This window comes from Bacillus sp. CGMCC 1.16607 (genome assembly GCF_042683745.1).
Taxonomy (GTDB): Bacteria; Bacillota; Bacilli; order Bacillales; family Cytobacillaceae; genus Pseudoneobacillus.
In genome coordinates, this window is sequence record NZ_JBHUJX010000007.1 from 176,421 (window position 1) to 189,869 (window position 13,449).

General features: G+C 37.6%; 13 protein-coding genes. 3 read left to right on the forward strand and 10 right to left on the reverse strand.

Annotated features, from left to right (window positions below; genetic code table 11):
* Nucleotides 1-5: 5 nt before the first annotated feature.
* From ACFSO7_RS02170 to ACFSO7_RS02200, 7 genes are all read right to left on the reverse strand, one after another.
* Nucleotides 6-635: a response regulator gene (locus tag ACFSO7_RS02170; protein WP_377874929.1), complete on the reverse strand. Its 630-nt coding sequence runs from the start codon at nt 633-635 to the stop codon at nt 6-8.
* The gene (locus ACFSO7_RS02175) at nt 628-2,178 is read right to left on the reverse strand and encodes a sensor histidine kinase (protein WP_377874931.1); all 1,551 of its coding nucleotides are present in this window, start codon (nt 2,176-2,178) and stop codon (nt 628-630) included. Before ACFSO7_RS02175 ends, ACFSO7_RS02170 begins: the two co-directional genes overlap by 8 nt.
* Nucleotides 2,179-2,367: 189 nt before the next feature.
* A complete protein-coding gene (locus ACFSO7_RS02180) occupies nt 2,368-3,129 on the reverse strand; it encodes a hypothetical protein (protein WP_377874933.1) in 762 nt (253 codons plus the stop codon).
* A 22-nt stretch (nt 3,130-3,151) separates the two neighbouring features.
* On the reverse strand, nt 3,152-3,673 hold the full coding sequence (locus tag ACFSO7_RS02185; RefSeq protein WP_377874934.1) for an HMG-box domain-containing protein: 522 nt from the start codon (nt 3,671-3,673) through the stop codon (nt 3,152-3,154).
* Nucleotides 3,674-3,692: 19 nt separating this feature from the next.
* The gene (lepB, locus tag ACFSO7_RS02190; RefSeq protein WP_377874935.1) at nt 3,693-4,253 is read right to left on the reverse strand and encodes a signal peptidase I; all 561 of its coding nucleotides are present in this window, start codon (nt 4,251-4,253) and stop codon (nt 3,693-3,695) included.
* 134 nt (nt 4,254-4,387) lie between these two features.
* Nucleotides 4,388-5,170 carry a hypothetical protein gene (locus ACFSO7_RS02195; RefSeq protein WP_377874936.1) on the reverse strand — a complete coding sequence of 261 codons (783 nt, stop codon included), beginning with the start codon at nt 5,168-5,170 and terminating at the stop codon, nt 4,388-4,390.
* A 34-nt stretch (nt 5,171-5,204) separates the two neighbouring features.
* Nucleotides 5,205-5,963 (reverse strand): hypothetical protein, encoded by a 759-nt coding sequence (locus ACFSO7_RS02200; RefSeq protein WP_377874937.1) that lies wholly within the window; start codon nt 5,961-5,963, stop codon nt 5,205-5,207.
* Nucleotides 5,964-6,480: 517 nt separating this feature from the next.
* Here ACFSO7_RS02200 and ACFSO7_RS02205 point away from each other — a divergent pair.
* Both ACFSO7_RS02205 and ACFSO7_RS02210 read left to right on the forward strand, forming a co-directional pair.
* Nucleotides 6,481-6,699: a DUF1659 domain-containing protein gene (locus ACFSO7_RS02205; protein ID WP_377874938.1), complete on the forward strand. Its 219-nt coding sequence runs from the start codon at nt 6,481-6,483 to the stop codon at nt 6,697-6,699.
* A gap of 41 nt (nt 6,700-6,740) precedes the next feature.
* The gene (locus tag ACFSO7_RS02210) at nt 6,741-6,956 is read left to right on the forward strand and encodes a DUF2922 domain-containing protein (RefSeq protein ID WP_377874940.1); all 216 of its coding nucleotides are present in this window, start codon (nt 6,741-6,743) and stop codon (nt 6,954-6,956) included.
* Between the two features lie 72 nt (nt 6,957-7,028).
* On the opposite strand, the gene ACFSO7_RS02215 is transcribed toward ACFSO7_RS02210, so the two are convergent.
* The 3 genes from ACFSO7_RS02215 to ACFSO7_RS02225 all read right to left on the reverse strand — a co-directional run bounded on the left by ACFSO7_RS02215 (nt 7,029) and on the right by ACFSO7_RS02225 (nt 11,744).
* On the reverse strand, nt 7,029-7,229 hold the full coding sequence (locus tag ACFSO7_RS02215; protein WP_377874942.1) for a hypothetical protein: 201 nt from the start codon (nt 7,227-7,229) through the stop codon (nt 7,029-7,031).
* A gap of 172 nt (nt 7,230-7,401) precedes the next feature.
* A complete protein-coding gene (locus ACFSO7_RS02220; protein ID WP_377874943.1) occupies nt 7,402-8,835 on the reverse strand; it encodes a S8 family peptidase in 1,434 nt (477 codons plus the stop codon).
* A 374-nt stretch (nt 8,836-9,209) separates the two neighbouring features.
* Nucleotides 9,210-11,744 carry a phosphodiester glycosidase family protein gene (locus tag ACFSO7_RS02225; protein WP_377874945.1) on the reverse strand — a complete coding sequence of 845 codons (2,535 nt, stop codon included), beginning with the start codon at nt 11,742-11,744 and terminating at the stop codon, nt 9,210-9,212.
* Between the two features lie 358 nt (nt 11,745-12,102).
* Here ACFSO7_RS02225 and ACFSO7_RS02230 point away from each other — a divergent pair, with 358 nt between their 5' ends.
* A complete protein-coding gene (locus ACFSO7_RS02230) occupies nt 12,103-13,449 on the forward strand; it encodes a hypothetical protein (protein WP_377874947.1) in 1,347 nt (448 codons plus the stop codon).

Sequence of the window (13,449 nt, forward strand, 5' to 3'; positions counted from 1 at the left end):
ACTTTCTATGGGGTAATTTCTAATAGCCCATTTTTCAAGGCATATAAAACAGCTTGTGAACGATTGGGTTGTCCCGTCTTCCTCAATATGCTGCTGACATGCGTTTTAACCGTTGCTTCTGAAATAAATAGTTTGTCTGCAATCTCTATATTACTTAAATTATCGACAATACAACGGAACACTTCCTCTTCCCTCTCGGTTAAATTTAATCCGCTGTCTGATTTTTGGGACTGCATTTGTTTATGATTCACTTTTGGCTGGAAGCAGGAGTAACCAAGTAAGACCATTTGCATCGTTTGTAATATTTGATTGGGAGGGGTGTCTTTCATAATGTACCCATCGACTTCCTCATTGAGAGCGTTATAAATATCTTCACTATCATCATAGGCTGTTAGGATAATAATCCTTACCCCCGGTACTAAAGTTTTTAATGTTTGGCATTGGCTAATAATTGATTCACCTGGCATTTTCAAATCTGAAATAATTAGATTTGGTTGACATTGTTTGGCAACTTCAATAAGCTCTGTTCCATTAGAAGCTTCCCCAACGATTTCATATGAATCATCACTCCCAATGATCATCTTCATCGCCTCACGAACAATTTGATGATCGTCCGCAATCATTACTTTATGCATAATTCTTCATTCCTCCCCTAGGAATAATCGCTGTGATTTCCGTACCATTCCCCACCACTGACCGTAATGTAAAATGTCCACCAAGATTTCCTACTCTCTCTTTTAGTCCGCTTACCCCATATGACCTTGATGAATGTTCTTGATGACTTGATTGTTGAAATCCTACCCCATCATCTATTACTTTTATCGTCCATTGCACCATAGTTACCTCTACAAGTATCGAGATGAGGCTTGCACTCGCATGTTTTAAGATGTTATTAACAGATTCTTCAATAATCCGATACACAGCCTCTTCTATCTCAACAATCTCATCAACAATATTCCCTTGGCATTCAATGTTTATTTTTACAGAAGAGTTATAAGTTAACCGCTTAACTAATTGGTGAATAGCATCAAAAATATTAGTATCCCTTTGCTCTCCTTTTAAATGGGCGATAAATGATCTGACCTCATTTTGGCAGGACGAGGTTTGTTTTTCCATTGCTTCTATTAAATGATTTAGTTCATCAATTCTACCCTTTGAAAGATTACTCTTAATTTGAAAAATCTGTGCGGATAAGAAAAACAGCTGTTGCGCTAATCCATCGTGCATATCCTGTGCCATTTTATTACGCACTTCATCTTTCATCGATGAGGCAAGTTCTTGTTGAAGGACTAATAAATGCAAATGATTTAAAAAATAGGACAATAACATTCTTAGTAAAATAAAATCAAAGTGGCTAAATTGATTTTTCTTTTCGAGCGGAATAAGTAAGCCACCTATATTTTCATTAGCTTTGTGGACGCGTAGTGGATAAAACAGAAAGTTTTCTAGATCTCCAAGATAACTTTCGATCAAAACATTCTTCATTTTACGTTCTACTCTATAGGAATCATTTGATCGTAGTATCCTTGTGTAATATTGGATGTACCAATCATCTATGAAACTATTATTTTCATATAAACAAATATAACAACGATCCATTTTCATTAACTTCTTGATGTAAGTCTCAGTTATGTTATATAAAAGTTTCACAGATTGAATGGTGGCCAATTTTTTTGAAAAATGAAGGATGAGTGTTAACTTTCTAAAAACAGCACCAGCACTTCCCAAAATCGTGGCCATTAATAAATAGAATAAAAATCCCCAAAAAAAGTAAAGGGAAGATATCCCTTCAATAAGAGGACGTTCTTGAATTTCGAGTGAGAGAATGGTAGCAAGTATACAATAGATAAAAGTTGAGACAAGTGACGCCTTTTTCGAAAAGAGCATACTTCCGATAAAAAAGGTCGTAAAAAGATAATAAAGTTGTCCCAAATCTAATGAGTAGCAAACATTTAATATAACGAGACTCACAATCTCCAATACTACAACTGTGCGCCAGATCGTTTTTTTCATCCAATTGAAATGAAACCATGTCAGGAGGATATTAAAACCAATTAGCAGCGTCAACCCAAAGGAATATTTCTGATCCATTCTAAAATGGTATAGAAATAACGCCAATAGGATGACCCACCTTGTACTAATCAATTGCAGAATAAGTTTTTGTAAAACACGAGACATATTATTCTCCTAAATTTTCCAAATTATACTGTATTCTAGCACTAAAGAACCACGATAATCAATCCGATTTTTTGTAGGTAATTAGCTTTAAATGTCGAAAAGAACATTTAAACACAAAAAAGCCCACCAAACTTGTTGGTGAACCATTATTTCCGAATATTTTTGTCTACTCACGTCAAAAACTGGTCATTATTTTTTGTTTACTTCTGGTTTTGTCGACTCTTCATCTGGAGTTTTTACATTTACAAATTCGCCATTTGTCTGTTCTTTTGTTTGTTCTTCAGGTTTTGGCGTTATTTCCTCTTCTTTCTCATTTTCAATAGGTGGGAGTTCCTTCTCCCTTTCTGTATGAGTACCGTCAGCATTATGAGGTTGTTCCGTCTTTTCTGGCTCTTGAACAACTGTTTCTCTAGTTTTTTGTGCGGGAATATCTTTTTTCTCTTCATGCACTTTTAATTTTTCCCGCTCTTTTTTCTCTTCAAGTTCTTCTAATTGTTGCTGTCTTCTTAAGTTCTCCTGCTCAATATTTAATTTCGCTGCTTCTAATTGTGTTTCCAGTTGTAATCGATAATCTTCCTTTTCTTTCTCAGCAGAAAGAAAAATTTGTGATGAGAGCTGTTGATAATGATTTTGAAGTGATTGACGATATTGTTCAGTTTGGCCAGCTGTAAAATTTGTTAATTCTGGCTCAAGTTTTTTTACATTCCATTCAACCTCTGATTTTAGCCAATCATTTTTTAGTGCTAGCTCTTGTTCAACTAAACTATCAAGAGCATTGAAGCTTTCGTTTTTTTCGTTCGAATACAATTGGTCAAGTCTCTCACCCAGATCTAATTGGGCAAATGAAATATTGTAGGTCATAATAGTCATAGCTCCTACGATTGTAAATACTGCTAATATGTTCGGTTTATTATATTTGTTTCTCATTTTTATTCTTTCACTTCTTTTCATTAACAATAGACTCACCTCAAAACTATTGTCCAGATTCTTCGTTTTCAAGTTCCGCACTTGGATTACTTTCTACATTCTCTGTTTCCATTTCAACAGTCGTGTTTTCAGTCGGACCAGCTTGTTTTTCATTGTCTTTCATGTTTGTGCCACCTAAGTCTTGTTCATCTGAAGGATTTTTAAAGGGGACACTTCCGTTTTCAGTCGAAACGATTTCATTTTCTTCTACTGGCATTTCTATTAATTGACTATTAATCTCGGCAATTTTTTGGTTATATAGGGCCAACTCTTGCGCTTTATACTGTTCCACTTCACTAATAGCCCTTTGTTTGTCTTCGTTTAATTGCTTAAGTAATCTTTCCTTTTCCGCATTTAGTTCACTTTCCATATTGGAAACGGAGTTATTAACAATTGCGTTTACTTCCCTATTAAACCACTGTGATATACTAAGCTTCACATCTTCATTCGCGTATGCTGCCGTCATTGAAGAAAAAAGACTGACACATATTAATAAAGCACCGATAACTAGTTTTCTATTTTTCTTCAACTTGTTCACCTCAACTAATTTACAATTCTAAAGGCTTCATAATTTTGTAAAAAGGAAATATGGAAAACTTTGCATACCCCTTCACTAGGCTATCTGGCTGTGGGCCAATATTCGGGTCCCGACTATCCAGACTTTCTCCTGGGGTACGATTATCACCCATAATAAACATATATCCTTTTTCAACAACGACTGGTTCCATATCATTTGGAGTCCCTAATGCATAGACCTCTGGAATAGCCATATTGTTTACATATAGAACACCCTTTTGAATTGCGACAACATCACCAGGGATTCCAATCACACGTTTAACAATTTGGTAGCCCCCTTCTTCAACGATAACAACATCACCATAGGAAGGTTTGGATATAAAAGTAGACAACTTATTGACGAATAAAAAACTGCCATCCTTCAACGTTGGATCCATGGAATGGCCTGAGACTCTTGTAATACCGATGCAATTAGTTACAACTAAATATATCACTACTAATGTAATTACGAATTTTATCCATTCTTTTACACTATTCTTCTTTACTGAGGTGACTGACTCATTTTTGCCGACTTCCGTTTGTGTTAATTCCATTTCCACTTCACTCGCTTTCGCACCGTTAGTTAATTTTAGACGCACGTTTATTTTTAAAATATTTAATAATAAAGGTTCGGCTAAAATAATTGGGAAGTCTGAAGCCCAGGGAGGGGCTTCAGACTTATGGAATATTACTTGTTAATTCCGCTTACTAGAGCATCAAGTTCTGCTTTAGCAGCAGCTTCGATAGATGCACCTTTTTGTGTGATTTCACCTTTTTTCAATAATTCTAAAGCAGCAATAGATTCTGTGATTTGAGTACGCTTAGCACTGATTTGTGCATCAAGGTTAGCTTTCATTTCGTTAGTTGCAGCAGTTTGTTCCGCAGCTAATAATCCTTCTAATTCTGATTTTGCATCCTTAATTGCTTGGCCTAATGATTCAATCGCTGCATTTTTAGTTGCAGATACTTGATCATTTACAAACGTTAATGATGTAGAACCCTGAGCCTTAACAGCATTTTCAATTTCAGTTTGAGCTTTCTTGGCTACGCTTGTAACTACTGAATTTGTTACACCATTTGTCTTATTTACAAATTGGTCGAATTGATTGCTCATACCTGAAGAAATGGCTCCCTTTTTTGTATTGATTGCATCAATATGACCTTGTGCAGCAGTATTAATTGCACCATTTGCACGAGTTACCTCATCTGTTCCAGCAGTTTTAACATTTTGTACAGTATCACCTTTTAATTTATTCTTTTCTGCCTCTAATCCTTTCGCTAGGCCTACTCCATATTTAGTAAGTTCAGTAGCAGATTTTCCAGTTGCAGCATTAAACTGATTGTTATACCAAGATTGTAATTGCCCCCCAGCATCCGTGTTAGCAAATGCTGTACCTACTCCGCTTACTAATCCAAATGCTACTGCTCCTACAACGATTTTACCTTTTAAAGTTCCTAATGCGATTTTCATGTTTTCATTTCTCCTTTTAATTGTTTTATATTTTTTAATTTTTAATATTGTTATTTACCATTTGTTGCAGATCCTTTAATGCGGCATTTTCGATATTTTCACCTTTTGTGGCTATTGCTTCTTTTTGGTTAGTCTCAGCATTTTTTACTGCTGCTTCCACTTCTTCTTTCTTTACATCAATTTGCTGATCAAGATTTTTTTTCATCTCTTCAGTAGCAGTTTGCTGCTCGTTAGAAAGTTGTTTATTGAGATTTGTTTGTGTTAGTTCAATAGTCGTGTTCAATGTGTCTACAGCTGATTGCTTCTTTGATTCTATCCCTGTTACTGTTTCAGAAACTTTACCATCAAGCTCGTTTTCAACTTCTGATAAAAAAGAGTTAGCCTGATTAGTGATGTAAGCGTTGACTTCAACATTTTTTGTTTGGATATAAGAATCAAAATCTTTTTCTACCTGTCCGCCAATTAACTGTTCTTGTTTATCCCATACTTGACCAAGATAGATTCCGTTATAATTTTGAATTCGTCCAATCTTTCTATTTACCTCACTAGATGCCAAAGTAGTTATTCTTGTATTCGTATCGGTAATCAACTCATTCTTCTCTGCCTCAATCCCTGGCACTAACGATTTAGAATAACTATTTAACTCTGCTGTAGCGGATTGCTGAGTCTGTCCTAGCAAGTTATCATACCAACTTTGAAGCTTGCCTCCTGCATCCTGATTCGCCATGCCGGATCCAATTGAGATGGCGGAAACTGCTACAGCTGCCATTACTGTTATCTTTAACTTACTCATCACTACCCCCTCTTTTCGCATTTGCTTTTGATATTTGCTTGATGAGTTAATATTATCACCGTGTGAAAATTTACCATATCGAGCAACAGGGGGAAGTTATTGAATATTGGGAATGATTTGACGTCTCATACTGAAGGAGGAGTTCAATCAACCTTATGATTTTAGTAGTGAAATGGCTTGGTTGGTAGTTAACGTAGTGGACATCTATTAAATAGGAAATGGCTTGGTTTATGATGTCCGAGCTATTCAAAATTAGCCCGATGGATGCGGTGGGAAGTCTATATAATTTCGTCAATTGTGACAAAGTCCGATAGAATTGTGAACTTGTCCGATAGACGCCACTTTTTGTCCGATAGTAGGGGAGTGACTGTCCGATAGAACCCAATTATTGTCCGATAGATTAGTTTTGGCACAGAATTTATTTAGTAATTAGTGCATTTTTACAAAAATCCCCCTCCTTATCCTGTCTTTTTCCACCTAAACCTTATATATAGAAGGTGAAAGGAGGTGAGACAAGATGGCACAGTCAATGTTAATAGAATCAAGCTTACGTTTAGTGTATGAAACGGGGTTGAATGAGAAGGGTGAGCCGATTTACAAAGGGAAGACATACAACAATGTGAAGAAGGAAGCTTCTGTGGAGCAACTTTTTCAAGTAGCACAAGCAATTGGAACGCTTTCCGTTGATCCGATTCACGCAGTAGAGCGTAATGATCGCTCGGATATTACGGCTTAATGGCCAGGGTTTATTTTTCAAAAAGGAGGAGGTGAATGAGAATGGCAAAAACACTTGAGTTACAGTTTAGTACAGAGCTTGGCGGGACGGCACGTATTGCTGTGGACAACCCGAAGGAACCGATTGATGAGGCTGCTGTTAAGCAGGCGATGGAGAAAATTCTTGCGGCTGGTGTTTTCTTTACGGCTACTGGGAAATTTGTTGCTGTGAAGGGTGCACGCGTGATTGAACGTAATGTGACCGATTATGAAATCTAGTAATCTTAAGAAGGCCAGTTCCAGTAGTGGAGCTGGCCTTTATAGGTTCAATCAAACGTTTGATTGTATGGACTAATCATCCCCGCCTCCACCTGAATCACTATCACCACTGTCATAGTCATGGTCATCATAATGCGAAGAGTGATGATCATAATAATCGTGATCTCTATTTCCCTTTCCCCTTCCTGGCAAAAGGACTAATCCTATCACTGCTGCAATGATTCCAAAGAGCTCGTTTGCAGTGAAATATAGAAAAACACCAAGAATAATCAATAGAACCCCAATGACCTTTTTCAGAGTGATTCCCCCTAACAATTTAAATACTAATAATTATTCTTCCCTTCGATTATTTATCCTTTTTTTCGAAAAAATCGTTCAAAACCCACAGATTCAAAACAAAAAGAGCCAAGCACACGAATGACCGCTGCTTGGCTCTTTCCCTTAATTAATTCAAAGCTTCAAATGCATTTAAATGACCTGCGCCAAAGTTTCCTTTGTCTGTACCTTTTACTGGATCTACTGCTGTTTTATACAGTAAATCTTGTAATTTAGCTGGTGACATTTTTCCATGCTTAGCGATTAACAATGCCGCAACAGCTGATACTTTCGGAGTCGCCATGGATGTTCCGATTGACCAATACCAGCCACCGTCATCACTTGCACTTAAGTTGAACTCTGTTTCGAATAGGCGTTTGGCAATATATTCGTTAAATCTGCCTTCTGCGTCATATTGATCATATAATCTTGCATCTCCACCAACAGCTGCGATGTCAATAAATCCTGGGCCATAGTTAGAGTAGTTGGCTAATACGTCGTTTTGACCAGTTGCTGACACAGTTACAACTCCTGGAATTGTACCTGGAACTTCAAAACCAGCACCAACAAAGGATAATCCATCTCCACCATACTCTGCATTTAGGAAATCGGTAACAGCCGCTTTATTCGTTGCATTAATGCCATCATTTCCAGCAGCTACGACGACTAGAGATCCTTTTTCTGTTACATATTGCACAGCACGTTTGTATGCCTTGAAATCTGCAACGTCGTTTCCAAGACGTTGTTTCTTACCTGTTTCCGGATCCGTATAAAATGCTTGTCCGAGGACGTCGAATCCACCTAAACTCATTGAAATGACATCAACTCCGTCATTTGCAGCAGCAATCATCGCTGCGTAAATCCAAGCAGATTCTGCCGAACCAGTACCAAACACGCGGTAAGAACGAATTCCAGTGTCAGGAGCAACACCTAACATCGCACCGTTCCCAGCAATAGAACCAGCTACATGGCTTCCATGACCATGCTTATCATCGAAAGCATTTGGGTCTCCTGTTTCGCTAGGCTCTGTTCCTTGGAATCCACCAGCTGGAACAAAATTCTTAGAGCCTGGCAATAGATTTTTTACTAAATCGCTATGGTCACGGTCAATGCCTGTATCAACAATACCGACCACTACATTGTGAGACCCAGTTCCAAGCTTGTAACTTTCCCCATTATTAGTAATACGTTGAATATCCCATTGTTTACTCCATAAAGGTGCTTTAGTAGTGTCTACACTTGCCGCAGCTACTCCCTCTTCAGCGATTCTGTGGGATTGTGGTACATTCCATGTAATGGATGGGTTTGCTGCACTAACATTTGCTAAGCCTTTTAATTTTGTAAAAGCCGTTGTTGAAGCTTTCACTTGTGCGAATCCAATTTCTGGGACTGTATAAACGACTTCCCCACCTAAACTATTTACTTCTTTTGCAAAATTAGCTGGAATACTATTTTGATTAAATAATACAGAATAGTATTCTGTTTGTGCTCCAGTTGCTAATGCTGCTGGAATAAAAGATAGTAGAAGTACGAGACTAAGTACAACTGATTTGAACTTTTTCATCCTTTTTTGCCTCCTATCAAATATTGACTTTCAATAAACTGGCATCCCCCTTTTTCAGAATAGAGTAATCATTCTAACAATTTATATATTTGTTCTTTTAATCCGGATTCCTTCTATAATCGTCCTACAAAAAACAACATGATTAGCGGCAGGATTCGATTTACTATTGATCTTAATCCTTCGAGCCAACTTTATAGCAAAAGTGGTTAATAATGAATTTGGTTCGTACCACCCATCCAAGTCGATTCAATCAATCGTTTGATTAAATAATGATTAAATCTACTCTTTGTGAGAAAATGTCTGATTTGCTCGAAACTTTTTTAGTTTATAACAGAAAAAAGAGCTACCGCCCAAAAGGCGATAACTCTTCGATTTTATTTCACTTTAAAAGCCCAATAGAAATCTTTCTGTACTGGTTTATCTCTTGTGGAGCGAACGAATTCGGTTACGACAATTTGATACTCCTTGCCTATTTCGTATCCTCCAAGTGGTGCTTCGATAAATACCGTCATCGGTTCAGTACCAGGTGTGACGGTGACTGGGAGACGGTTACCTTCCAAATCTTCAACGTAAATGTTTGTATTGTTTACCGTTGCTGGATTTAGTTCAGCATTAAAGGTAACGGTCCATTTTTTATTTACATTTACGATTGGTGTTTTCGTATCAGTGACAAAGTATTTTTCTTGGTTTGGTAATTCATACACGGCTTGTAGTTTATCTAAATAGATGGATCCTTTATTTTGCTTGGCAACATTAGGTTCTGCTATATAGACTCGATCAAAGGATAATGGGTATTTCACAGTGGTTGGAATCGTTGCCTGAACGTATTTCCAGCCAACCCAGTTTAGACCACCATCTTCTGTAAAATTCACTGTTAATTCTTTACCAGCCGCATCATATAGGCGACCTCTTAACCAGTGGTTTCCACCGTCACCGTATACCCAAAGTCCAATCGCCACAGGCTTTCCGCCCAGTGGGATTCGTTTTGCTGCAACCGCATAGGATGCAGTTGTGTCCTTTTTATTGCCAATGAAATTGTAGCTTAGCTTTAAGGAGCTTTTACCTTGTTTTGGCTTTTGAACGGTATTAAAAGCAAGTGTCGTTTCTGAACGAATGCTTTCCGAATTCCATTCTGCTGCTGATTCAAATCCGCTGATTAGTCTCGGCTGGTTACTAACTGTGACTGGGATTGTAACAGTTTTGCTGCCTAAAGTTCCAGTAATGGTTCCAGTACCGTCTTTCGAAGCTGAACGGAAGGTTCCATCTGGATCAATCGTACCAATGTCTCCAGTTACAGCCCAAGTAATGTTTGTCGAGTTAAAAATCACTGGTTTTCCGTCGACGTCAAATGCATTTGCTGTTACTTTTTGCTGCTCATCTTTTCCGATAAATAACTCACTTGGAGCAATTTCGAATTTGCTTGGTGAAGCAACTACCGTTACTGGCACTTTTACTTCTGTCGTTCCAAATTTCACACCAACAGTTGTTGTTCCTTCTGATAAAGCGACAAACTTATTATTTTCGATTTTTCCAATGATACCATCGGCAGTTAATTGGACTTTTTCATAATTTATAGGAATTAGGTTATTATAACTATCAAGAGCGTCTGTAATGGTAAAATCGACAGATGCACCGATAGCCAGTTTCCCTTCTATGCTTTGAGCTGCTTTAAATGAGACCGCATCTCCATAAGGAGCGTTACTGACAGCTTGTAAAATAGCGGAAACCTTCCGTTGCACTCCATCCTGTGGCTTATTGATTAGAGAAGCATAACGACTACCTGGAATTCTCGCTGCTAGAGTCGTAGAACCACCACCATCTAAATTGATAGCTTGATAGGCTCCAAGACTAACTAAATATGTAGCGAATTCCTTTAATGTCATTCCTTCACTGTATCCAGGAGTTCTGCCATCCACTGTGACAAAGAAGACCTTGTTCTTTGTAGAGTCTACTGCTACAGCTGTTCTTGCTGTTCTTTGCGTAGCACGAGGGCTAGCCGGATCAATCGTCATGTTGACTTTTCCGCCTTGAACGAGCAATGGACCGCTCGCTAGCATGAAGGAGGCGTCTTTCCATTTCTCTTCGACATCAATTTTAATAGAGACAGGGTCTCCTACCTTCATGTCTCTAATCTGTGCAACTTTCGTACCGTGGGCGGATAGGACAAATCCATCTTTCGGAATGACGGTACTTGACTCTCTTCCGTATGGTCTAATTTCTGTTACTACACCTGATATTGTGTCGCCAAAGGTTGCACCAGGATCAAGTGGTTTATCTAGTTTCTTTACGACTACTTCTAAGCCCATTGGACTTGTGCGTGTTTCACCGAAGCGGAAGCCGCTCGTATAAAGAATACTTTCATTTGTATTCCGATTACGGTTAAAAGAATCGATTTGTACAGTTTTATTATTATGCGTAACAGCTATATTCAGATTGAATTTATCAATTAAACCTTGTTTATTTTTATCAATACCGAAGGCTGCAGGAGTAAACATAAAATCATTATTGAGATTCGATACCGCTCCTAAACTCTCAATCTGATTGTTTTTTGCTAGTAGATAAGCTGGAGCACCAGTTGACATATTAAAAAATGATGCATTCACAGCCCCAACAACATGATGATTTTCAACAGTATTCGTCTTGGACAACTCTGTCACTGAGGATACTTTATTTATTGGATTGGATACTCCATAGTCGATCGTTGTGTAGGGATCTTGCAGATCAATATCAACCGTATGGATTGTTTGGCTTTTATCGGAGACAGTTGTAGAACGTTTGACTAGCTTAATACCGGGGGTAAGCTGTTGTTCCGAGCTTGAGCTCGTAGCCGCATGAACCGTTCCAACTGTACTAAAAGCTTGACTGAATACAAGACATAGTAAAGTCATGGAAACTATTAACTTCTTCATTACTGTAAAACAACTCCTAACTTCTATTCTGGCAATATACTTAATTTGGAAAAAAAGAGACTACTCTTCCCATTATAACGTAGTTTGCTATAAAACCAAGTAATTCGACATTATTTTCGTAATTTGGTAGTTTAGTTGATACTTTTTTCGACCCTTATAGGACATATGTAGGATTAAAAGTTCAAAAGTGGTGATATAGGAAAGTGATTGAAAATAGGATAGTTAATGGATAACTTTTCAAATGAAGGTTTTTTGTTCTTTATAAAGAATTTTTTCTATGAATCATCATGTGATTAGTGTATAATTATGATTATTATAACCAACTTTCATTCTATATAGCGAAAAAGGAGGGCTGGAAATGGTACCTAGAATATCAAGATTTATGAGAATGAAGAAATATCAGCGTAAGCGGGCTTTAAAAATATTTATGATAAGTGTGACTAGTTCATCCATTTTGTTAGGTGGCTCAAAAATGATTAGTCCAACGTATGGACAATATGTTGATACAGATCAGCAAGAAATGGAATTTCAAGCTTGCTTTATTTTTCCACAAACGGTCCTAGATCTTAAAGAGCAAGCTATCATGCTTAGTAAGGAGATGGAACAAGATATTAGTGCCATCTTGGCAAAAGCAGCAGAAATGAATGTAGCAGCAATCACCTTAACGATTAGTGGAGGAACTTCCGGCACTGGAGGAAACGACATCTCCCCTCCTTCGTATTCAGGAGACACTTCTTCAATTGAAGGACTCCAATCTCTTCAATCCCATTTTGATTCAATCATAAGTGCGTACGAAAGTAACATTTCCGCAAATCAACAGCAGATTAATGAATATCAAGGAATAGCATCACAACTGGAAGGAACGATTGGACAACTAGAAGCTTTAGCTTCCGAAATTTTCCCGAATGCAAAAGCACAAGCTGAAGCCAAAAATGCAGAAATCAAAGAAATCATTTCATTCCTAGATGAATCTGAAAAAAAGGCACTTGAGGAGTGCACATATGAACCTGACTTTTTTTCAAAAATTACTACTGAATTAAAAGGCTACTCAGCCACCAACGAAGATAAAATTGCCTCCCTAGATAGAGAAATTGAAAAAGCAAATGGCCAAATTGTCCAGGTTAAGGATAACATCCAGAAACTTAACGCAAACATTAGTAATCTTGAAAGCGCGAACCAAAGTCTAATGAGCGCCATAGTGGACATAAGTAATCGAATGTCAGATATCGCACAGCAAATTGAGGAAAGAATCCAGGAAGAAGAGAAATTGAAAAAAGAAAAAGACGAAAAGGAGAAAAAAGAAAAAGAAGCTAAAGATAAAGAGGAGAAAGAAAAGGCAGAGAAAGAGGCAAAAGAGAAAGCGGAAAAAGAAGCGAAAGATAAAGCAGAGAAGGAAAAGGCAGAGAAAGAGGCAAAGGAGAAAGCGGAAAAAGAAGCGAAAGACAAAGCAGAGAAGGAAAAGGAAGCTAAAGATAAGGAAGATAAGAAAGAGGAAGGCAAAAAAGAAGAGACTAAACAAGAGGAATCGAAAAAGGAAGAACCTAAAACAGAAGAACCTAAGCAAGAGCTACCTAAAACAGAAGAGACTAAAAACGAAGAACCTAAAAAAGAGGAACCTAAACAAGAAGAACCTAAAAAAGAGGAACCTAAACAAGAAAAAGCTAATCCAGAAGAGCCAGAGCAACAAGAGCAAAAATCAGAATAA